We start from the raw sequence: 20,897 nt of genomic DNA on the forward strand, positions 1-20,897 counted from the left end.
CCTAACTGTTATGAGCGGCAGATGCCAACGTAGTTGAAAGTGCATCCGCCGCTCCGTCTATGTCAAACCCTACGCGTCAAACCCTATTCATTGATGCGGTAGGCATTCACAATGGTTTGAGCATCGGTGTTGTAGTTGGCATATTGGGCATTGATGCCGTGGAGATTCAGAATAAAAATGTTATCCCCTCGTTGCTCCACAAAGCTCACGGAATCTAACACATTGCCCTGGGGATCGGTACCGATCCAATCGAGCCGTAAGCTGCCATCCGGCTGAACCTCTGTTCCTTGCCATTCAACTTCGGTTAAGCGGGTTTCATATTCTTGCTTTAGACCCGTCTCAAGCTGTTCATCGGTGAGCTGCTGCCCTTGCGCTGGGCCAAAGTCTATAGAGCCACCAAACTGATCATCGGCAGACACAAAGACAACGCCACTGCCCGTTTCTTGAAACTCATAGCCGCTGGGAAAAGCGACTTCAAACAAGCCATTCGGCTCTTCATAAACTTGGCTACCAGCCGGGGCCTCAGCAGCAGGGGTATCGGGTGCCTCCGCCGTGGGTGTCTCAGCGGGCGTATCTCCGGCAGGAGCATCTGCCGTGGGAGCTTCCCCTGCTGGGGTCTCAGTCGGTGTTTCCGTCGTGGTGCTGTCGCCGGTAGTCGGATCCTCGGCGGTCGAGTCATTACCGCCACAGCCAGCCAAGGTTAGGGTTGAGACAAGCAGAAGGGATGTAACAGCAGAAACGTATTTCATGGCTAATTCTTGTAGATTATTCGCGTTTAATACTAGTGCATCATAGCGATCGCCCATCAGATTTGATCGCTAACCCGCTCTTTAGAATGCAAGCCCATTGAAAAGCACACCAGAGGCGATCGCTTGTCGGCCAACGGTTTGACAGCAACAGATGCTGGGTAGCCTAACCCCTCTAGTCGTCAGCAGCGTCATCCGATCGCTCTGGCTTCAGCAAGGGAAACGCGATTACATCTCGAATGCTGGGAGAATTGGTCAACAGCATGACGAGGCGATCGACGCCCAGACCCATGCCCCCCGTGGGCGGCATCCCATACTCTAGAGCCGTCAAGAAGTCTTCATCCACACCCTGAGCCTCCACATCCCCTGCTGCTTTGCGAGCAGCTTGGGCTTCTAGGCGCTGGCGTTGATCCACGGGATCGGTCAGCTCCGAGAAGCTATTGGCGGTTTCCCGTCCGACAATAAACAGCTCAAAGCGCTCTACCAGACCTGGCTTCTCGCGATGGGGTTTAGAGAGAGGGGAAATTTCCACGGGGTAATCCAGTACAAAGGTGGGTTGAATCAAGGTTTCTTCCACCGTTTGCTCAAACGCCGCGTTGAGCACATGCCCAATACTGGCACAGTCATCTAAATGATGCAGCCCAGCGGCAGTAGCGGCGTCTCGGGCCTCATCCACCGTCGTGAACCCATGGAAATCCAGGCCTGTTTTGTCCTGCACCGCTTCATGCATGGTAACCCGTCGCCAAGGAGGCGTCAGATCAATGGACGTGCCTTGATAGTCAAGGGTCAGCGTTCCCAGTACCGCTTTGGCGGCGTTGACGATCAGGGCTTCCGTCAGATCCATCATATCGTGGTAGTCTGCGTAGGCTTGATACACCTCAATGCTAGTAAATTCCGGATTATGGCGCGTAGATACGCCTTCATTCCGGAACACGCGCCCCATTTCAAACACCTTTTCAAAGCCACCCACAATTAACCGCTTGAGGTGTAGCTCGGTGGCAATCCGTAGATAAAGCTCTAGGTCTAGGGTGTTGTGGTAGGTGATAAACGGTCGGGCATCGGCTCCTCCTGCCTCGGCTTGCAGCACCGGCGTCTCAATTTCAATGAACCCCTGGTCATCTAAGTAGCGGCGAATTGAGGCGGTGATGCGGGCACGGCGACGGAAGGTTTCCCGCACGTCTGGATTGACAATCAAATCTACGTAGCGTTGACGATAGCGCTTGGCCACATCCGTCAACCCATGCCACTTATCGGGCAGGGGCAGCAGAGCTTTGGTGAGGATCGTGTAGCTCGCAACGCTGACCGACAACTCTCCCTTATCGGTGCGGCGAATCGAGCCACGCACGCCCAAAAAGTCGCCAATGTCCGTCAACTGCTTGAGGTGGGTAAAGGCATCGGCATCGACCTCAGCCATGTGGGTTTGGATTTTGCCCTTGTCCAGGTAAAGCTGAATGGTGCCGCTTTCATCTTGCAGGGTGAAGAAGGCCAGCTTGCCAAAGACCCGGCGGGTGAGAATGCGCCCAGCGATCGCCACCTCCGCCGACTCTACTGCTTCACCATTGGGCAGATCGGCATACTTCTCCTGCAGCTCGGCAGCACAGTGGGTGGAGTCCCAACGGTAGGCGTAGGGGTTGATCCCCAGCTCCTTAAGTTGGGCAACTTTTTCAAGACGGGTTGCGCGAATATCGTCGGAAGCCATGGCTGAGGCAAAAAGTGAGTCAACAAGCTTCTAATCATAGCCCAAGGAATGGGCCGGCGATCGCCCCCATCCAGGGCTAGTCTTGTTGATGGGCAAATTGATAAGCGCCGACAGCACAGAGGGCGATCGCCACCCCCAGCAAGACCGGCAGGCTAATCCAGGGAAAATCAGACAAGGGTAGGTAGGTGGCAGCCCGTAACCCCGTGCTGGTATAGGTCAGCGGCAGCAGGTAGACAATCACCTTCAGGGCAGTGGGCAGGGTTTGGGGATCAAAAAAGGTCGCGCCCAAAAAGGACATGGGCACAATTAGAAAGTTGTTGAGCAATCCCACACTTTCTAGGGATTTTACATTCAATCCCACAATCACCCCTAACCCAGAAAATACGGCACAGTTGAGCACCAGCACCAGCAAGAAAAGCGGGCTGACAAACCGCCAGTTTCCGGTCACCACTAGGGCGATCGCCAACACCGATGCCGATGTCATTAGCCCCCGCACCACCCCCGCCAGCATTTTGCCTAGGAACAGGGCCATGGGATGCACCGGCAGCAGCAAAACTTCCTCAAAGGTTTTGCTATAAAGACGTTCACCGCAAATGGAAAACGTCGTGCCGCCAAAGCTGATGGTCATGGAGGAAAGGGCCACCATGCCCGGCAAGATGAACTGCAGATAGGTCTCGCCCGCCGAGGGCGTAACCACGGTATCTAGAGCACTGCCCAACCCTAGACCAAAGGCCAGAATGTAGATCAGGGGCGAAACGAGACCCGAGGCCACCACCTGCATCACGCGAACTCGCAAGTCTAGCCAGTCTCCCCAAAACACCGTCAGGCTGTCTGAGAAGATGCTGCCAGCCAGCGATCGCTTGATGGGTCTAGCTTGGGCGACAAGATTGAGAGAAGGTTGAGAAGCCACGGCGGATTATCAAAACGTGAGTAATTGAAACATGTAGGAGTGAATGCTTAAGATGCCCTTGGTAGACAGGTTATCCTTTCACTGAGATGCCGAGCATCTAGCTATGGATACAGCTTTGAGCGATCGCTTTCACAATCATTTTTTATGTAAACCATTGTTGCATTTCTTGGGGCATTCGGGGACTAGGATGCCAAGTCGCTCCTTTCACCCGAGATCCACACCTCCCGATCATTCAACCTCTGAGTCCCATCCCTCAGGGCAAACCAGGGAGACTTTTATAGATGGGTAGCTAGGAGGCGATCGCTTTGATCCTTTGGTGAGGTTATCAAAACGACATTGCCCGGAACCTGTTCCTCACGCAACCTGAACTCCGCGACCTGCAACCTGAAAGTAACCGCTTCTAGGTTTCAACCCCTTAGCAAGGTTTTGCATCGTCATGGCAGATAGCGATCGCCAAAACTTGTTGTGATGGTAGATTATCTTCGAGATTGGCTATAGTCAACTTGTTAAAGTGCGTTGGCAGATTATCAAATCCTTATAAGCAATAAAGCCAACTCAAAAGCCCAATAACACACCTATCAGATCAGCATGCAGAGCATTTCAACCTAATTTTTATTGGAAAAATAATATTCAATATTAGATCTAGCTCATCGCTAGCAAGAGGTACCACAAAGATGGGTCAGGGAACATACAAGCTAAAAATTAGGTGGCTTTGATACTTTCCAACTGGCAGACTGTAGCAGATTGACTATGGAGTGGGTAAGATGATCCTAGGTGATCTGGACGGAATATTACACAACTATGAATAGTAGTGATCTACAGAAAAAGCACTTTGCCGCCCTCAGAGAAAAATATCAGATAGGTCAGCATAAAGGTGCTGAATTTAATAGCTTCCTATATTTCATCTTGAGAAAGGCTGAACTGAGCATACAACTTACAGACCTAGAGTTTCAATGGTTGACTGACAATCGCCTTTTCAAAACCATTGAAACTATTTCTTTGCAACAATATCAGGCAGAGGATTTCAAAAGACTAGAAGTTGAATCTTTGAATCTACGACCTAAGTACAAAATTCCAGAAGAGCTAGACCTTCCAATTACTAGTTCAGTTTACTCAATACTTTGGAAATTAGAGAGTAGAGTTTTTCTCACAAGTTCAGAATTTGAGGTCTTAAATAGTCATAATCTTGTGGCAACAACTACCTTGATTCGAGAGATCCTAAATTTTGCAGCCTTGAAAATTAGCTATAAAGCAACTAGGTATCTAGATCACTACCCTGAAGAGCCTCTCTACTCAATCCTGAAAAAACTTGATTCAAGAGAGGTACTATCTGACTTTGACGCTAATTGGCTTCTAGATCATGATTTTGAAGAAACGCTGAAAATTTATTGGCAGCAGGAGCATGACAGGGAAGCTATCACTGAGTTTTTAGATCTAAAAGCAAAATATAGTATTGATTCTTTCCCCGACACCTCTATTTCTAGCCCACTCTATGGCATTTTAAAGAAAATAAAAGAGAAACAAGATCTTGACAATAGTGAATGCAAGTGGCTTGAACAACAGAAGCTAACTCAGCTTATTGAAATTGACAGGAAACGTAAGGACATAAAGCTATTCAAGCAACTCAAAACTAGATATCAAGCTACTCGATACAAAAATAGTGATCCTTCAAGTAAATTATTTCAGATCCTTAGAAACATAGAATCTGACGTCACTGAAGATGATATTCAGTGGCTGATCAACGAAGAACTGCTTGAAACAGCAGAAATTGCTAAAGAAATCCACTTTAAGATACTGAAAGTGAGCTATCAGATTGTGGGTCAGTTAGAAGTTGATCCATTTTACGCAATCATGCTCAAGATTGAGCGAGGAGAGCGACTCGATCCCAAACAAGTAATTCAACTTATGGAAGAAGGTCGTCTTTCCCGACATGGAAAAATAGCAACTGCCTACTACAGATTAGAAGCCGTATTTTATGAGAAAGACTATCAACGAACTGGCAATAAGTGGAACTTACCCAGTGCTAGTAGTAATTGGCGTAAGGCAGATGAGCCGAAAAATGCGCTAAAGGTTACAGACAACATAAACTGGCAAAAAGTTCAGGAATCTGACCTAAAATCAGCTCTCTGGGTAACGAGAGGTGCTGCGTTTCGGGATCTTGAGCAGCTCGATAATGCAGAACACTGTGCTACCCAAGCAATGGAGTGTCAGCCTGAGAGCCACCAGCCTTACACCTTAATGGGGGCAATTCACTATGACCGCCGCGAATATTTAGAGGGTGATAAGTGGTTTGGGATGGCAGTGGAACGTGGGGCGGATGATCCAGACGATGAAATTAAAAAAATTGTCAGGATGACGAAAGACAAGGACAAACGTAAAGAAGTTGCAGAATATCTTCTCAGCAAAGACCCTTTGCATTATGGTTGGGCACGTTCATATCTTAAATAGGATAGAATGAAAAATATTGATTGCAGTTCGATCGTTGACCTTGTAGTTGGTGCAGCGTAAGACATCGCCTCAACACCATAAACGCTCGTCCTCAAAATCAACTGGTGAAATCATTGTTTCCCGCAATCCCTGATCCATCAGTGCGATCGCCTCTCATAGTCTGCATATGGCTTTCTCTAAGAGAGAGTCAAGCCGATTGCCATGAGTGGAGAAGGGACGTCGTCGCCATTCACTCAACTCATACCTGCATGAGAGAGTACACCTGTACGGGATGAGTTAGTCAAAGCAATGATTAAAAATGGCTCAAGGTGGATTTGAACCACCGACACGAGGCTTATGAGTCCCCTGCTCTACCCCTGAGCTATTGAGCCGAATGGGATAACTTGACGTTCACCATAGTTGACAAGGCCAGTTGGCTGCCCTCATCGCCTTAATTAAATTAACATAATTTGCGCTTACGTCATAGAGGCAAGACAAATTTTTTTTAGTTGATGGCAGTCAGCCCGAGTTGATTGGATCCAGCCGACGAGCCAAACCCTTGACCTCTAAAGCTTAGGGAACCGAATGACATGGGCGATCGCCTCTAGGGTGAGGGTCTCTGCGGTTACCGTCAATGTTTCCAAGTTTAGATGGATGCCGTCCATCTCAAAGTTCTTGAGATCTAAGACTTGGGTTGCACGCTCGATCAACGCTTGGGTGACGGCTGGCGGCAGATCTTGCCCCTGGGTGTAGCGCACTTGGTCGAGCTGCACCCGTCGTCCCTGATCCATAATTTGGGGTGTTGCGTAAAATTCAACCTGCTGAGCTTTGTCTTGATGACGCAAGCACACCGTTGCCTGAATGATCAGCTCCCCCGTATCGCAAAGCTGGCAGTTCACCGACTGCACATCTAAAACCACCTCTTGCCCATCCTCTTCAATCACCACGCCCTGCATCTGAGCATTGAGAGTGCTGGAGTTGAAGGCTTGGGTGAGGTCGGAGGCCGTGAGGGTAATGTGAGCGCTGCCTTGGGTGGGATGGGTGAGTTGGATATTGCCCATCAGCGCCGCCATTGGATTAACCGCGACTTGCCCAATGCGAATGATCATGTGCTGCATGCGCAAATCTTGCTGCATGACTAGCCCTTTGCCATCAATCAACATGGACTCTAGCCGCCCTTGGGCAATCAGATCCATATTGGTTTTGATCTGGACGGTCAAATCATCGATGTGATCTAACTGGCTAGAAAGGGCTAGCTCTGCAATTCGATTGAGGGTTTTTTCCCCGAGATTATCAAGTCCTAATAGCACCGAGAGTCTGATCCTAAAACTAGGTGATTCCTCTCAAGTGTAGGCGAATTCATTAAGAATTGTATCGCTCCCAGGGATGATCCGAACCCGTCTCTACCAAAGACCAGGAACGGGGGCTGCGGAGGGCTGCTGGCGAATGATGGGGGGATTGTAGGGAGGGGCTGGGTCGAAGCGCTCGGTGGGCACAATGGGCTGGAGCTGCAGGGATGTTTCGTAGGGGCTGACGAGGTCTGCCGTACGAATCAGCGGTGAATCATTGGCCTGCTGGCGCAACAGATCTTGGGTGAGGTTGCTGATGGCTCGACCATCAGAGGCAATTTCATTTTCAATGAAGCCGCTTCCAGGGAGACCAACGCCCAGCAAGCTGTCGATTTGTTCAAGAACCCCGCGATTGACGTAAAAGCTGGGGCTATTGCGGAAGAAGGTGCGGTTGTAGGTTTCGGGAATCGTTTCGGGATACACCACCACCACTTCACCTGTTTGTTGGGCAACAGCAGGGCCAGCAAAGAGAACAGATGCGGCCGCAAGGGTGCAGACGCTCATGCATACGTTTGTCGTCATACCCATTGACTCTTCCTCACTATAAAAATGTGCGCGTTAATCCGGGTTGGGATATTGGGTTAGCGATCGCTCCTGATGGTTCTCCATTAGCATTCCCAATAGGTTAATGATAGTTACAGGAACTTGCGGTGGACAACAGGATGCAGCCTAGACCTAGGGTCTCAAGAGCAACTATTGGCGATCGCCGGCCAGCAAAGTATATCTTTAGAGAGGCAAAACTGCCACTGCATCGCATGAGTATCCCTGGAGTCGTGAAACGGGTATGGTTATTGGACAACGCATAGGTTTGAGCTTCGGGGTGGCGATCGCCCTTCTCCTGTACGGATCGGCTGGGTATGCGGGCAAGCCTGGTTTGAATGAGCCAACGACGCCCTCGCCCGAGGTGGCACCTCCACCCCCTATCAACGTGGATGGCTATGGGCTGGATGGCTATGGCCCAGGCTCAGTCACCCATGTGCAAATTAGCCTCAGCGATCGCAGGCTGACGCTCTACCAAAACAGCACTGCCCTACAGACCTACCCGATTGCCGTAGGGCGAGAGGGCTGGCAAACGCCCGTCGGTCAATTTCAGGTGACGCAAATGATTGCCAACCCAGACTGGATGAACCCCCTCACCGGAGAGGTGGTACGCAGTGGGCATCCCAGTAACCCCCTGGGCGATCGCTGGATTGGCTTTTGGACTGATGGCTATAACTGGGTAGGCATGCACGGCACCCCCGACACCAGCTCCATTGGCCAAGCAGCGTCCCATGGCTGTATCCGCATGCTGGATCACCACATTGATGAGATTTTTCGATTGGTGCAACTGGGCACCATCGTTGTTGTAGCGCCCTAGTGAGCAAGATGCGGAGCCTGCGGTATGGCTCCGCTAAAGCGGCGGCGCACATCCAAGCCTTATGAGACGGTGCAGCACCCTACTAGGCAGGGGTTTCAGGACTGTGGTCACAGGTGTGGGATGGGTAGGTAGGAGCCTTTTGGGGGAGGGGGCCGGCTTGCAACGCTGGATGTAACCCGATGCTGTCTAGAATCCTCTCCTAGCTTGCCGAAATCACGTCCTCTAAGGCATGGATGTCGTGTTCAACAACAAACACATTCGAATACAGGTTGGCTAGGACTTGCTTCCCTTGCTGGGTGAGTTCTAGATATCGCATTCCGTCTTTGACGTAGCGATAGACCACGTTCCAGTAAAACTTGGGATAGTTGCGCCGCAGGTCGCCAGGATGTTCATACCCTAGCTTTTTGCTTTCACCGGTTTCATGGAACTCGTAATATAGAGCCCCAATTTTTTTGAGATAGCGGGGATCGCTGAGCTGCCCAATCAAATCCGCAGCTCGAATGAGGCCGGGATAGTGGGTGGTGTCTTGGTGATCCGCCTCGTTGGGAACCGGAAAGCGGGTTAACTCAATGTTGCGCTTAATAATTTCAGCGCTGATCTTGCTGTTGTTGCCAAACCGCTCATCCACGAACAGCTTGCCGCGATCGACGTGGTAGGGCGTTAAAGATGCATCGGATGAACCCATGCCCAATTTGACCATCTTGCCGCCCTGCCCGGTGGCATAGACGCCTTCTTTGTCTTGCCGGCATACACCCTTCACATAGCCGATGTCGTGGCATAGCAAGGAGATGATGAAATGCAGCCAGTCGCTGGGCGAAACGCCACCTTCACGGATGTGCTTACCCCGTAGAATCTCTTGTCCTACGAGGGCTACCAAAATCGTATGCTCGACGTTGTGGTAGAGAGCATCGCTGTTGGCGATATTCTCAAGCGCCATCGACCCAACCCAACCAATGATGTCTTCATAGTCGGAATTGAGGCTGCCGTAAGCCCGACGATACCCATCTTTTAGATCTTGAACGAAGCTGTCAATTAGCAGTTCGGTAGCGTTAAACATCCTGAATGCCCACCAATGAAGAGAGACGTCAGTGAATGAGTGAGGTGAGTGATCGGGATCCTTGTCTTGGTGACCAAGAGGCTAGCTGCCGTGACTATCCGATCGCTTTTCCTAAGGATAGAAGAAAAACAGACTAACAAGGCAAAAAACCACGGAATCATTCAAGAAAGGCGATCGCCCTCGACTTCATAAATTGGCAATGGCAATCCGAAAGCAGGGGGCTACGGACGCATTACATAGTGTCACGTTAACGCAGCCGATGGTGCTTGGCTGTGACCTGAGACAACCTTTGTATTGTTTTCGCGCACGGGTTGGGCAGGGGCGATCGTAAAATGTAGGTTCACAGCACCCAAAGCCTAGAAAAACATGGCATAATGCTAGACGCGGCAGTTTTCGCGGGTGTAGTTCAGTGGTAGAACGTCAGCTTCCCAAGCTGAATGTCGTGGGTTCGAGTCCCATCACCCGCTTTCAAGCGTTTCAGTCTCAAACGCTCTTCCCGAAAAGGATTCAGCCATCAAGATGTTGATTGCTCTTTAGCAACGCGGCCGTGATGTTGGGTCACTTTGGGGCAGTTTAGAGGTAAAAACTGGTACGAAATTGGTATAAACCTCCGGGCACGAAAGGCGGACTGATGGGGTCTGGGATCACCGTAAATAACGGCAAGGGTACAGGCGATGTACATGACCCCCACTCTGAACTATGGCTAAAGGACAAGTTAAAGTCGAAGTTTACTCCGAGCGCTTACGGCTGCGGTGGAGTTACCAGAGCCAGCGTTACTGCCTGTCGGTTGGCTTGCCAGATAGCATCATCAACCGCAAGGTCGCAACACAAAAGGCCCAGCAGATTGAGTTAGACATGCTGAGCGGCAATTTTGACCCCACGTTGCAAAAATACAAGCCTGAGGATCCACCTCCAGTGCTTGAGCCTAGATCTGAGACGTCTCAGATCTATACCGATGTCTTTCAGCAGCACTGGGACAAATTTGTAGAAGATAAGGGGCAGCGGCTAGAGAGCCCCTTCACCATCGTGAGCATGTATAATCCTATTCCCAAAAAAGTGCGTAATTTCGGGCATAAGATCCTTGGCCGCCGGGAAGCTCAAGAGTTCGTCACGTTTATGCTACAAAGTGCTTCCCCTGCCACCATTAAGAAACAGGTGATCATCCTGAATGACTTTGGCAACTGGGTGCAGCAGAATAAGTTGGTGGAAGCAAGTTGGGAAAACCCGTTTACCGGGCTGACGGAGATGTGTCACCCGGTGCCACCGCTCAAAGTTGCTCCCTTTAGCGAGGCAGAAATCAAGCAGATTATCGGTACCTTTCGCGACGACCGCTACTATGCTCACTACACTAACTATGTTCGCTTCCTATTTATGACAGGTTGTAGAACCAGTGAGGCCATAGGCCTCCAGTGGAAGCATATTCGTCGCGACTGTACTGAAATCACGTTTAACGAAACCCTGGTACGTAAGGGCACCGGAACGGCTCGCCTGCGAAAAGCTACCAAAACGAATCGGGCGCGGTTTTTCCCGTGCAATGTTGATCTACAGAACCTGTTGTTAGCCATTCGCCCTGAAGACTACAAGCCCGATACTCTGGTCTTTCCCAGTCCCAAGGGCAAACCGATTGATGCGACCAACTTCCTAAATCGGGCCTGGCAGAGCATTTTGAAGAAGTGCGGCATGACTCAAGAAAACGGGCTGTATCGTACCCAGTACAACACCCGGCATACGTTCATTAGCCACATGCTGGCGAAGGGGATGTCGGTGATTGAGGTCGCCAAGCTGACTGGCCATGATCCTAAAATTCTGTTGGAGCACTATGCTGGCTTAATTAGTCAGATTGAGGTGCCAACGTTCTTTTAGGGGTTGATGGTTGCCGAGGAGCGCTATCTGTCATGACCTAGACACCAACTTTGGCAAGCACTTGCTGGAGGGAGCAAAGGCTACGTCTTACCGCGCCCCCTCCGTTGGAGACTCACGTTTTTTCGACAGCGTTAGTTTTGAGCAATGGGTGTAGTTGTGGCATCGGTGCTTGGAGGCGTTACTCAAGCTCAGGTGGCACAGGCAAAAGCCAATGCTGCACGACAAAAGATCTTAGCTTGGCAGAATTAGAAGGAATAATATTCAGCCTGACAGACATCAATAAGTAAATGTCAACTCTCACAAAAGTCATACGAGATGTAATTTGTGGCCAACCCAAATAACTCTACCCATAAGGCTTAATCCACTAGATGGGCTCGACAAGACGAGGGAGAAAGTTTCATAAGCCGCATTATCACTCAGAACTCGAATCGTCTTCTCCGCAACATATTGCAGGCGTTTAACCAAAATTCGGTCATCCAGTTTGAGCAGATAGATGCCATGGGTTACCGCCCCCAGATCTCGATCTGTGGTGTCTACAAGCACCAGCGCTTTTATCGGAAGGGTAGGCTCCATACTGTCATCAACCATCTGGACTAGCATCAGATTCTCAAATGAATCAGGGAACTCTGTCTGTAGCCAATCCGTCTCAAATGCCAGTGGCTCCTTATAAGTGTACTTCTCAGCTAACGCTTGAGATAAGTCATGAGGAGCCGTCACACACTGGCCTGTTGCCAGCCACTCTACGCTGATATTAGCTGTGCGTGCTATAGCGAGCAATGCCGGGCGGGTGGGTTCACTTTGACCATTGAGATATTGGCGGAGCACAGTGTCAGAAAAGCCACAATCTCTGGCAAAGCCTCGGATACTTTTGTCGCCAACAGCTTGCTTCAGGCGAGCAGGAAACTGATCAAGGTCTGTGGTATTCACCTGCGCCTTATTAGGTAATGGATTAGTCATAGGATTACATTCATTAATTGCGATCGCAATTTATAGCGCTTGACATGCAATTTATTTATTGCTAACGTCATCGATATATTGATGGAGTTAGACCATTCTATGCATGTAGAAGATATTAAAGCAGCTCTGCGCAAGCAGGGCTGGACTCTGACTAGCATCGCGAAAGAACTGAATATCGGTACCTCAGCAGTCTCCCATGCTTTGACTCGACAGCGATCGCGCCGAATTGAGCAAGTGGTGGCGAGCAAACTTGGCCTGCCTCCCCATGAGATTTGGCCCCAGCGGTATAAGCGAGGAAGAGTAAACCATGGCCCAATTCATCAGCAAGCAGGAGGCTACCCAGTACCTCAAGCTCAGCGATACGACACTGAAGCGTTATCGGTTGCAGGGGGTGCTGATCGAGGGCATCCATTGGGTTCGCATTAACAGCCGCTGCATTCGCTACAACCTTGAGCTGATGCAAGACTGGCTACACAATCGTCATGACCCAATCGCTCACCAGCGGGCCATTAGAATTTACCAGTCCAGCTTGTTGAGTAATCGTAAAAAACCATCTCAGCCCGGTACTCGAAATAACTCATCGAAGCTGAAAAACAGCAAATAGGGCTTTCAGAGTTTAGTCAAGTTGTTGATAGCTTTCTAGCCTCATTCCTTAAGCTCAAGATTGATTGAAAAAACACCCTAACTACTTATTAGCCAGGGTGCCGAGTTCTTTTTTGACTTTTTGCAGCCGGGTTAATCAACGTCTTGAAGTGGTTGGTCAGAATCACTTCCTCCATTAACCTGCTACTGAAATATTTGTTTTCAACTATAGCAAAGTCATGGGTAATATCCAAGACTAAAAAGCTGATTGGGCAATCTACTGAGCCCAATAGTAGGTTGATGGTGATGGCCCGGCTCCTAACCTGAGGAGCTAATCATGGCACAGTACATTTACTCGGGGCGATCGCGCCCCTGTCCAATTTGTGGACGCACCAAAGACCAAGACTGCCGCTGGAATGAGGAGGTCGTGTTCTGCCACACCTACGTAGACGAGGATGGAGCGGTAGATGGCTACGTTTATCGGGGTGCAACAGCCGATGGCATGTGGGGGCAATACTTTGCAGCCACCGCCTCCCCCGAGAAGCCGGTTCGACCCCAGCAGCGGCAGGATTACTTCTATCCCAGCCGTGTCGGGCAGCCGTTGGTGAAAGTGACGCGGGTAGATCGGGGCAACGGTGCGAAGTTTTTTGTGCAGTACCACTGGAACGGGCAACAGTGGATCAAAGGACTAACCCCTGACATTAAAGCCCAGGTGCCGATCTACCGCTACCGGGATGTTCAGAATGCCATATCCATCGGTCAACCCATCTGGATGGTGGAGGGGGAAGGCTGTGCTGATGCCCTGTGGGCGATCGGCATTCCCGCAACCACGACTCTGGGCGGTTCCAAGAAGTACCGCAGCTATGGCGATTACCGTCAGGATTTGCAGGATGCGAGCTTGGTGCTGTGCCCGGATCGCGATCAGGTCGGCATGGCCCACATGGAGGACGTGGCCCAAGACTTTCCCTTGGCCCAGTGGTGCTATCCCTACCCAGACAGTTTACGCTGGCACAACCTGCCCAAGCATGGTGGGTTGGATGTGGTGGATTGGATTCACGATGGGGCTACAGCGGAGCAGATTCGGGCAGCGGTGCAAGATCGACGGCAGTTGGAGGTCATCTCAACTCAAGACCCCAAGCGACTGTCGGTACAAGTCCTACAAGACCAGATTCGTACCTATCTGGGCACTAGTCCCACCGAACTAGCCCTGGCCGCGCAGGTGGTGCAGTGGCATCAGGAGACGGAGCTATCGGCCAAGGATATTGGTAACCTGGTTAGCCTGGTGCAGATGGAGTTGGAGCAAATCGAGGAGCGGGACGACCGCAGAGCCGAGATTCACCGGCTGCTCAAAATCGGTGACTACCAGTTGGCACTACGGGATTACCTTCATCCTGATCTAGCAGAACCCTTGGAGCAGATTGCTGCCTGGATCGGCGCGACGCCAGCGGCGATGCTGGTGACGTTGCTGCCAGTTGCGGCATCTTTGCTACGGGTAGGCACAGAGCTAGAGATTGATGCCGGGATGGGGTTCTCAGTGCCACCGATTATCTTCACAGGATTGGTGGCCCCTTCGGGCAGTAAGAAGAGCCCAATTCAGCGGCAGATTTTGGGGCCGCTCTCACTACTCCAGGTGGAAGCGGATCAGGAGTATGAGTATGCCGCCTCGGAGTATGAGATTGACCTGCGGGAATGGGAACAGACCCGAGCAGAGGAGAGGGGCCTTCGTCCCAGGAAGCCAATGCCACGGGAGTATCACACCTCCGATGCAACACGGGAAGCGATCGCCCGTATTCAAGCCCAACAACCAGAGCGGGGCATTTTGGTGACGCCGGATGAGCTGGCAGGTCTGTTCAAGGGGCAGAACCAATACCGCAATGGCCGAGGGAACGATAAAGAATCGCTACTAACAGCCTTTGATGGCTCAGGGCTGAAAGTGGATCGGGCCAGTGGCCTGCGCATCAGCCTACCGCGCACCAGCTTGAGTCTGACGGGGACAATTCAGCCCGATATTCTGCGGGAGATGATGGGGGATTGCTCGGATGCCAGTGGACAGTGGGCTAGGTTTTTGTGGTGTTTGCTGCCGCTGAAGCCTGCGCCCTTTCCCAGGCGGACGGTTCGCTATGACGTGTCGGAGCGGCTCTATAGCCTCTACCAGAAGCTGGAGGGGCTGTCTCCCCAGTGCTACCGATTGACGCCTGAGGCTAAGGTTCTATTTGCAGACTGGTATGACCAGTTGGATCAGCTGCGGGTGACGGAGACCCACCCAGGTTTACAGGCGGTGTATTCCAAAATGCAGGGCTATACGGGGCGTCTGGCGCTAATTCTCCACTGCCTGAATGCAGTGATGGACGGGGGGCTACCGGCTAATGCGGTAGATGCCGAGAAGATGAGGGCTGCGATTAAGCTGGGACGTTGGTTCATTGGCCAGGTGAAGCTGCTCTATGCGGACGGGAATACGGTGGATGGGGCGCTGGAGCCGGTCTATACGAAGCTGATTCAGCTATCGCGGGTGCGGGGCTGGCTGCGGGCGAAGGATGTGCGCAACTATGAGCGCAGCTTACGGAAGGTGGGGGTGGAGGTGATTCGCGCTCATTTTTTGGAGCTGGAGGCGATGGGGTATGGGGAAACCCAGGGGATAGGGAATCGGCTGCGGTGGCGGGCAACGGTAGACGCGGTAGACAGATTTGAGAAAACGGTAGACGGGGTGTCTACCGCTGAAAGTGTTGATGGGCAAGGGTTATAGCGAAACGGTAGACAAGTAGACAGGGTTTGCCAATGGGGAATTGCTAGGAAAGTGTCTACCGTCTACCGAAATGGCTGAAGAGCTTGTGGATAAAGGCTTTTGCCCGGTAGACACCCTGTCTACCGGGCGTCTACCGTGTCTACCGAAAGTCGATTACTCCTCGTCGTTGTCTGTGAACAAACTCGTTAGGTCTCGGTAGCCACTGACGACTCGCAAGATGTCTACTCTAGATTCGGTTACGGTATGGAGAATGAGGCGTTGCTGATTCAGGGTATGAAGCGACGGCTCAAATCTTTGAAAACTCCTTCCGGATTTCGCAAATTCATACTGCCATTCAGCAACACCGCCTAAGCTACGAGCACGTAGGCCAACACGGCGCGTGCAGCCTTAAAGCAATCTTCTTGATGACCACCGAGTGCACAGAGCCTGAGTTCACTAATCTCAAAGAAGAATTAGAAGAGTTAGGTTATAGGCTGAACGTAGTATACGGCTGCACAAAAGAGCATCAGGATGCGAGACAACGCGCTCTCAATGATGCAATGACCACTGCTCAAGTAGGAGAGATCACATGCAGATCGAATTTCCCGACCATTTAGTACCCACCGTAGATAAGTCAGTGAAGGCTTTGAGTGACCAAGCCTTTTTATCAAGTGAGGACCGAACAGTACTTGTCCTGCTTCGAGAACTGCAGCAAGCCATTAGTGTTAGCAAGAGCAAAGAGGAGTAATGGCTAAAATTATGACCCGCTGGGAGACTTTCTCATACGATGTCTTGGGCAACAAGCACGATGGGTACGAGGTCAACAACATCTACAGAGGTGAAGAAGTTGACCTAGCCCTTGAGTTAAAAGGCTACAACCAGGGCACCCCGCATGGCCCCCTAAATCCCCTAATTCTGGGGGGCTTTGAGACTCTGGCTCCCCCCAAAATTGGGGGGCTGAGGGGGCAAATTATACTTGCGTTAAGCAACGCCGAGAATGAGGTAGCTCTCCATTGAGAGGCTGCGCAGCTCTGGGAGGATTTCGTCGCGTGGCCGCCCCAGATTAGGAAATTGGGTAATTCTGGCGAATTTGGCATCAAGCTTTGAGAGGAAGCGCTCGGCCTGTTGGAGCCCAGTTTGACCGGCGATGTAGTCTGCAATGGCCTCAATGTATTGAATAGCGGGCTGGGTCAGGTAAAACTGAGGGGTCATTATTCGGCGGAGGCGTGGCGAGACCGCAGGTTTTCTCGAATCTGGGCCATGGCGGAAGGGCCTTCGACTAGGTCGCCTCGCTGGGCTGCTTCCCAGCCGATCTGGGCATCTTGCTGGAGTTCGGGGAGTCGCCCTTGATAGATGTCGTCTTGCTGGTCGAGCAGGTGTATGCCTGCTGTGATGACCTCTAGGGCAGATTGGTATTTGCCAGCGGCGAGCTGGCGTTGGATGAGTTGCTCTAGTTCAGGGGGAAGGACGATTTGCATGGAAGATGGAGGAAAGCAACCGCTATTGACTTTAAGCCTAACACTAGGAAATGATCACGTTTGGTAGACCATCTCCCGCGAGACGGTGGCCGACACCGAAATCTTTTGCCAGCTGACTCGGGCTAACAAAGTTGACCGGCAGCTCACCCGTGCCCAGGCCGATGCGGTGCTGGGCCAGGATGGACAAACGGCCACCCGCGACAAAATCACCTGGATTGAAGACACTATCGGCCAGGTGCAGCAACAGGCGGATTCGGATCAGGTGGCTATCTTCACCTAGGATGCCATCGAGCATATGGCCTAATTGAGCTAACGTGTAGCTCAAGAACAGGCTGTGAGGTTGAGGCATACTATAAAATATGGCATTGAAGATTTTGTCACATACAAATCTCATTGAAGTACTGCCAGGTTTTACTGATCACCTGCTTATTGATTTAAAAGGAGTACCAAATTTGCCAGACACTTACGACAGACGCTGTCAATTAGGAGCATCAAGACGTCGTTTCGAAGATGCGTCTGCATTACATAGTTGTCAGCGTTGGGGAGGAGCGGTATATATGGGAGGCTATGCTATTGAATGCTCGCTGAAGTCACTCATATGTTACGAGGAGAACGCAAATAACTTTAAAGACACTTCTGTATTCAAGCAAGGTGTAAAGGGAGCAAGTCTGCATAACCTGCACAATTTATTTGGTAAAGTGCCTGGCCTACAGCGCACAATAAGCCTAGATATAACCAACAAGTATAAAGACGCGTGGCATATTATTACTTCAAAGTGGATTAATAATGAATTAAGATACTCTGATAAATTAGGCTATGAGGTAGATAGCACAAAATTTATTCATGCAGTTGAGATCTGGCATAAGTTGCTATTGAGTAAGCAGGGAGAAGCTTCATGATAAGTAATAAACCTACGCCGCTAGAAATAGAAAGTGAATTGCTACAGGCTTTATCAGCTGAAGATTTAGAGGCAAGCGTCTCCGTCAAAGAATCGTCGTTAGGATGGCTGACAATTCAAGTAACTACAAATGCGTTTGAAGGAAAGCCTCAAATAGAACGCGAAGAGAAAGTAGACACTATACTTGATTTAGTTAATCTGAATCTTGGTCAGTATCCCATTGCTAGCTATAATCTGCTAACCCCAAAGGAACTCGAAGACGAGCCATCTGTTAGTATTCGGTTACCTCTTTGGTCTGACATTTTAGATGCGCCGGATCTACAGCAGGAAGTTGGCATCGATAAAGACGTGCCAGACCGTCCCCAAATCGTTACTTTTTACTCTTTCAAAGGCGGAGTTGGTCGCTCTACAGCTTTAGGACTAGTAGGAATTTTATTAGCTCAAAGAAATCGCAGAGTGGTGATCATTGATTTTGATCTTGAAGCACCTGGCATTTCAGTTCTACTTCAGCCAGACTCTTTGGATGAACAGAAATATGGTGTTCTAGACTATATATATCAACGTTTTCTGACCCCAGAAGAAAATGTCCCTTTAATTGAAGACTGTATTCGTCAGGTTGAATTAGCTAGTCGCGGTGAACTTTTCCTGGTTTCAGCTGGCGATTATGATGAAAACTATGTACACAAATTGGCTGAGTTAGATCGTAGAGCTTGGCAATCTTTTTATAAAAGGCAGGTGAATCCAGTAAAACAACTATTGGATGACATCAAAAACTACATAGACCCTGACGTTATTTTGATTGATGCTCGACCTGGTTTCAATGATACAGGAGCAGTTGCTCTGTTGGATTTGGCAGATACTGGGATAGTGTGCTTTTCACCAACTGATCAAAGCTTCGATGGATTACGTTGGGTAATAAAAGCTGCTAGAAAACAATCCAAATATCGAGGCAAGCCTGATCTTCGTTTTCTGCTGACACCAATGCCTGCTCTTCCCGAAGATCAACTGAGCAGTTGGATCTCTAAAGCTGAAGATTGGATAACTGATCATTGGGGTTTGCCTGGTGACATTAATGTTGGAGAACTCTACTATAAAATTCTCTACAATCCTGGTATCGCTGTTCTACCAAACTTGATTGGAGCGCAAGCAAGTCTTACTAGTGATTATTTGCCAATTGCAGATGCTATTGACGCAAGCTTACCAGAGCCAAGAAATTTGGAACCTCCAATAGTTGCTGGCAATCGAGAATTAATTCTTGAAGAATTAACATTTATTGCATCCACAGCACAAGAGCTTCAAGCAGAGCATATACCAACAATCTTTCAACGTACAGGAGACTTCCCTAAATTTCTTCGTGATCGCACCTGGTTAATTAGAGGTGCTAAGGGAACCGGTAAAAGTATTTTGTTTAGGCTCTTCGTTGAGCGCCCTAATGAAGCACGAGAACTTTCAAATGATGAATTCGGCTTAAATGATCATATTTTTATGGCGGGCCATGGTCAGTCGAGATTAGGGAGCTCAATTTTAGATAGTCAAAATCTTGCTAGCTATGAACAAGCAGTTGGCGAAAGTTCTTGGGATGTTTTTTGGTTGAATTATGCTCTTTTACAGCTTTGTATTAATTGTCCAGACTTGCTTGATATTACTCAAATAGATGATGACCTAATACGTTTTAGCAATCAAGAACAACTTACTCAGTCTGCTATTATCTCTTGGTTTGTTCGACGGACTCAGTCTCCACTTTCAGTTCCACAAGCCATTGACGATTTAAGAATTATTGACCTCTGGCTAAACGAACACAATAAGTATGTATGGCTTTTATATGATGAACTTGATGTAGGGTTTGGATCTGGTGCAGAGAGCTACGAGCGCCGAAGACGGGCACTCGAAGCTCTTTTAGCATGGTGGTTAGAGAGCGGGACAGCTTTGAAGCGCATTTCTCCGAAGATATTTTTGAGAGAAGATATCTGGAGCAATCTTAATTTTGTGAATAAAGGCCATTATGCAGGTCGATCACTTCAACTCAAGTGGGAAGAGTCTGATTTGTGGAAGCTTGTCCTACGTCAGTCACTACAAAGTTCTTCAAGCCTGAGCTGTACTTTAGAACAAGATTTAGGTTTAACATTAGAAAGACTTGAAATAGCTAGTCTGGATCAGTTGCGAAAAGGCCTTTATCCACTTTGGGGAGAGCGCATGGGAAGTGGGAAAAAAGCCTATACATATAATTGGGTGCGTACACGCATCTCCGACACTAATGAAAACTGCTTTCCTCGGAGCTTAATCTTATTACTTCAAGAAGCAGTAAACAGGGAATCAAGTTTTTCCACACAGTATAGTCCTGAAATTGTTTTGCGCCCAAAATCTCTCATTGAGGCTTTTCCTTATGTTTCAGAACAAAGAGTTGATGAAGTACGTAATGAATATCCAGAACTTCGCGATTTTCTAAGCAGAATGCGCGATGAGAGATCTCCTATCGACGAAACGAGGTTGGCCGAAATTTTGAGTGTGTCAGGAGGCGAGTTATCTCTTCTGATCAAAGATATGGTGGAAGCTGGGATTTTGAAGGAACGTTCTCGTCCCAGGGATCCGCCTCCTAGAGTTTATGCAGTTGCTGAACTCTATCTATACGGTCTAAGCATGAAGCGTAAAGGTCAGCGTTAATTAGATGTAATCTTGGTAGCTTCACTTCACGAAGTGTTATGGATAGTGCATCTTGAACTGATGAATGTTTTATGTTTTTCCCTATGGTATGGGAGTAATAGTCTTGAAAAGATTCCTACTTTAAACAGTGACTTTCTCTACAAGAATTTGAAAAGATAGACACTGTTTAGTAAGTTTGGTACTTTCCTGGT

At 49.5% G+C, this 20,897-nt stretch carries 18 protein-coding genes and 2 tRNA genes; 9 read left to right on the forward strand and 11 right to left on the reverse strand.

Annotated features, from left to right (window positions below):
* Positions 1-83: 83 nt before the first annotated feature.
* The 3 genes from JUJ53_RS10745 to JUJ53_RS10755 form a co-directional block, all read right to left on the reverse strand.
* Positions 84-749, reverse strand: a complete 666-nt coding sequence (locus tag JUJ53_RS10745; protein ID WP_204152002.1) for a hypothetical protein — start codon at positions 747-749, stop codon at positions 84-86.
* A 172-nt stretch (positions 750-921) separates the two neighbouring features.
* Entirely contained in the window at positions 922-2,445 is a 1,524-nt protein-coding gene (gene lysS, locus JUJ53_RS10750) for a lysine--tRNA ligase (RefSeq protein ID WP_204152003.1), read from the reverse strand.
* A 76-nt stretch (positions 2,446-2,521) separates the two neighbouring features.
* Complete coding sequence (locus JUJ53_RS10755; protein WP_343327932.1) at positions 2,522-3,310, reverse strand: ABC transporter permease; 789 nt, start codon at positions 3,308-3,310, stop codon at positions 2,522-2,524.
* An 846-nt stretch (positions 3,311-4,156) separates the two neighbouring features.
* Here JUJ53_RS10755 and JUJ53_RS10760 point away from each other — a divergent pair.
* Positions 4,157-5,803 (forward strand): hypothetical protein, encoded by a 1,647-nt coding sequence (locus tag JUJ53_RS10760; RefSeq protein ID WP_204152004.1) that lies wholly within the window; start codon positions 4,157-4,159, stop codon positions 5,801-5,803.
* A 299-nt stretch (positions 5,804-6,102) separates the two neighbouring features.
* Here JUJ53_RS10760 and JUJ53_RS10765 read toward each other — a convergent pair.
* The 3 genes from JUJ53_RS10765 to JUJ53_RS10775 form a co-directional block, all read right to left on the reverse strand.
* Positions 6,103-6,174, reverse strand: a tRNA-Met gene (locus JUJ53_RS10765).
* 174 nt (positions 6,175-6,348) lie between these two features.
* The gene (locus JUJ53_RS10770; RefSeq protein ID WP_204152005.1) at positions 6,349-7,092 is read right to left on the reverse strand and encodes a DUF2993 domain-containing protein; all 744 of its coding nucleotides are present in this window, start codon (positions 7,090-7,092) and stop codon (positions 6,349-6,351) included.
* A gap of 93 nt (positions 7,093-7,185) precedes the next feature.
* Entirely contained in the window at positions 7,186-7,653 is a 468-nt protein-coding gene (locus tag JUJ53_RS10775) for a hypothetical protein (protein ID WP_204152006.1), read from the reverse strand.
* Positions 7,654-7,915: 262 nt separating this feature from the next.
* Here JUJ53_RS10775 and JUJ53_RS10780 point away from each other — a divergent pair, with 262 nt between their 5' ends.
* Positions 7,916-8,488: a L,D-transpeptidase gene (locus tag JUJ53_RS10780; protein WP_204152007.1), complete on the forward strand. Its 573-nt coding sequence runs from the start codon at positions 7,916-7,918 to the stop codon at positions 8,486-8,488.
* A gap of 199 nt (positions 8,489-8,687) precedes the next feature.
* Here the strand turns inward: JUJ53_RS10780 and JUJ53_RS10785 are convergent, their stop codons facing one another.
* Positions 8,688-9,545 carry an Npun_R2479 family HD domain-containing metalloprotein gene (locus tag JUJ53_RS10785; protein WP_204152008.1) on the reverse strand — a complete coding sequence of 286 codons (858 nt, stop codon included), beginning with the start codon at positions 9,543-9,545 and terminating at the stop codon, positions 8,688-8,690.
* Between the two features lie 395 nt (positions 9,546-9,940).
* Here JUJ53_RS10785 and JUJ53_RS10790 point away from each other — a divergent pair.
* Together JUJ53_RS10790 and JUJ53_RS10795 are read left to right on the forward strand one after the other, a co-directional pair.
* Positions 9,941-10,012 (forward strand) — tRNA-Gly (locus tag JUJ53_RS10790).
* 232 nt (positions 10,013-10,244) lie between these two features.
* On the forward strand, positions 10,245-11,408 hold the full coding sequence (locus tag JUJ53_RS10795) for a site-specific integrase (protein ID WP_204152009.1): 1,164 nt from the start codon (positions 10,245-10,247) through the stop codon (positions 11,406-11,408).
* 306 nt (positions 11,409-11,714) lie between these two features.
* Here the strand turns inward: JUJ53_RS10795 and JUJ53_RS10800 are convergent, their stop codons facing one another.
* On the reverse strand, positions 11,715-12,365 hold the full coding sequence (locus JUJ53_RS10800; protein WP_204152010.1) for a S24 family peptidase: 651 nt from the start codon (positions 12,363-12,365) through the stop codon (positions 11,715-11,717).
* Positions 12,366-12,548: 183 nt separating this feature from the next.
* A complete protein-coding gene (locus JUJ53_RS25080) occupies positions 12,549-12,674 on the reverse strand; it encodes a hypothetical protein (protein WP_275415753.1) in 126 nt (41 codons plus the stop codon).
* Between JUJ53_RS25080 and JUJ53_RS10810 the strand changes: the two genes are divergently transcribed.
* Together JUJ53_RS10810 and JUJ53_RS10815 are read left to right on the forward strand one after the other, a co-directional pair.
* A complete protein-coding gene (locus tag JUJ53_RS10810; RefSeq protein WP_204152012.1) occupies positions 12,673-12,969 on the forward strand; it encodes a hypothetical protein in 297 nt (98 codons plus the stop codon). The two genes, JUJ53_RS25080 and JUJ53_RS10810, sit on opposite strands and share 2 nt — an antisense overlap.
* Positions 12,970-13,284: 315 nt before the next feature.
* Complete coding sequence (locus tag JUJ53_RS10815) at positions 13,285-15,690, forward strand: DUF3987 domain-containing protein (protein ID WP_239124968.1); 2,406 nt, start codon at positions 13,285-13,287, stop codon at positions 15,688-15,690.
* Positions 15,691-16,650: 960 nt separating this feature from the next.
* Here the strand turns inward: JUJ53_RS10815 and JUJ53_RS10820 are convergent.
* A complete protein-coding gene (locus JUJ53_RS10820; RefSeq protein ID WP_239124969.1) occupies positions 16,651-16,881 on the reverse strand; it encodes a type II toxin-antitoxin system RelE/ParE family toxin in 231 nt (76 codons plus the stop codon).
* Entirely contained in the window at positions 16,881-17,147 is a 267-nt protein-coding gene (locus tag JUJ53_RS10825) for a type II toxin-antitoxin system ParD family antitoxin (protein WP_204152013.1), read from the reverse strand. The genes JUJ53_RS10820 and JUJ53_RS10825 overlap by 1 nt, the downstream gene beginning before the upstream one ends.
* 85 nt (positions 17,148-17,232) lie before the next feature.
* On the opposite strand from JUJ53_RS10825, the gene JUJ53_RS10830 reads away from it, so the two are divergent.
* The 3 genes from JUJ53_RS10830 (at position 17,233) to JUJ53_RS10840 (ending at position 20,706) form a co-directional block, all read left to right on the forward strand.
* Positions 17,233-17,427, forward strand: coding sequence for a hypothetical protein (locus tag JUJ53_RS10830; RefSeq protein ID WP_204152014.1), 195 nt, complete (start codon positions 17,233-17,235; stop codon positions 17,425-17,427).
* A 79-nt stretch (positions 17,428-17,506) separates the two neighbouring features.
* Positions 17,507-18,046, forward strand: a complete 540-nt coding sequence (locus tag JUJ53_RS24645) for a hypothetical protein (RefSeq protein WP_239124970.1) — start codon at positions 17,507-17,509, stop codon at positions 18,044-18,046.
* On the forward strand, positions 18,043-20,706 hold the full coding sequence (locus JUJ53_RS10840) for an AAA family ATPase (protein WP_204152015.1): 2,664 nt from the start codon (positions 18,043-18,045) through the stop codon (positions 20,704-20,706). The genes JUJ53_RS24645 and JUJ53_RS10840 overlap by 4 nt, the downstream gene beginning before the upstream one ends.
* The last annotated feature ends 191 nt before the right edge of the window (positions 20,707-20,897 follow it).

The sequence above is a fragment of the Leptolyngbya sp. CCY15150 genome (genome assembly GCF_016888135.1).
Classification (GTDB): domain Bacteria; phylum Cyanobacteriota; class Cyanobacteriia; order RECH01; family RECH01; genus RECH01.

Bases quoted from the DNA above. Each gene is read 5' to 3' on its own strand.
- JUJ53_RS10745 (WP_204152002.1), bottom strand. From the start codon at position 749: ATGAAATACGTTTCTGCTGTTACATCCCTTCTGCTTGTCTCAACCCTA.
- lysS (WP_204152003.1), bottom strand. From the start codon at position 2,445: ATGGCTTCCGACGATATTCGCGCAACCCGTCTTGAAAAAGTTGCCCAA.
- JUJ53_RS10760 (WP_204152004.1), top strand. From the start codon at position 4,157: ATGAATAGTAGTGATCTACAGAAAAAGCACTTTGCCGCCCTCAGAGAA.
- JUJ53_RS10775 (WP_204152006.1), bottom strand. From the start codon at position 7,653: ATGACGACAAACGTATGCATGAGCGTCTGCACCCTTGCGGCCGCATCT.
- JUJ53_RS10780 (WP_204152007.1), top strand. From the start codon at position 7,916: ATGGTTATTGGACAACGCATAGGTTTGAGCTTCGGGGTGGCGATCGCC.
- JUJ53_RS10785 (WP_204152008.1), bottom strand. From the start codon at position 9,545: ATGTTTAACGCTACCGAACTGCTAATTGACAGCTTCGTTCAAGATCTA.
- JUJ53_RS10795 (WP_204152009.1), top strand. From the start codon at position 10,245: ATGGCTAAAGGACAAGTTAAAGTCGAAGTTTACTCCGAGCGCTTACGG.
- JUJ53_RS10800 (WP_204152010.1), bottom strand. From the start codon at position 12,365: ATGACTAATCCATTACCTAATAAGGCGCAGGTGAATACCACAGACCTT.
- JUJ53_RS10810 (WP_204152012.1), top strand. From the start codon at position 12,673: ATGGCCCAATTCATCAGCAAGCAGGAGGCTACCCAGTACCTCAAGCTC.
- JUJ53_RS25080 (WP_275415753.1), bottom strand. From the start codon at position 12,674: ATGGTTTACTCTTCCTCGCTTATACCGCTGGGGCCAAATCTCATGGGG.
- JUJ53_RS10815 (WP_239124968.1), top strand. From the start codon at position 13,285: ATGGCACAGTACATTTACTCGGGGCGATCGCGCCCCTGTCCAATTTGT.
- JUJ53_RS10820 (WP_239124969.1), bottom strand. From the start codon at position 16,881: ATGACCCCTCAGTTTTACCTGACCCAGCCCGCTATTCAATACATTGAG.
- JUJ53_RS10825 (WP_204152013.1), bottom strand. From the start codon at position 17,147: ATGCAAATCGTCCTTCCCCCTGAACTAGAGCAACTCATCCAACGCCAG.
- JUJ53_RS24645 (WP_239124970.1), top strand. From the start codon at position 17,507: ATGGCATTGAAGATTTTGTCACATACAAATCTCATTGAAGTACTGCCA.
- JUJ53_RS10840 (WP_204152015.1), top strand. From the start codon at position 18,043: ATGATAAGTAATAAACCTACGCCGCTAGAAATAGAAAGTGAATTGCTA.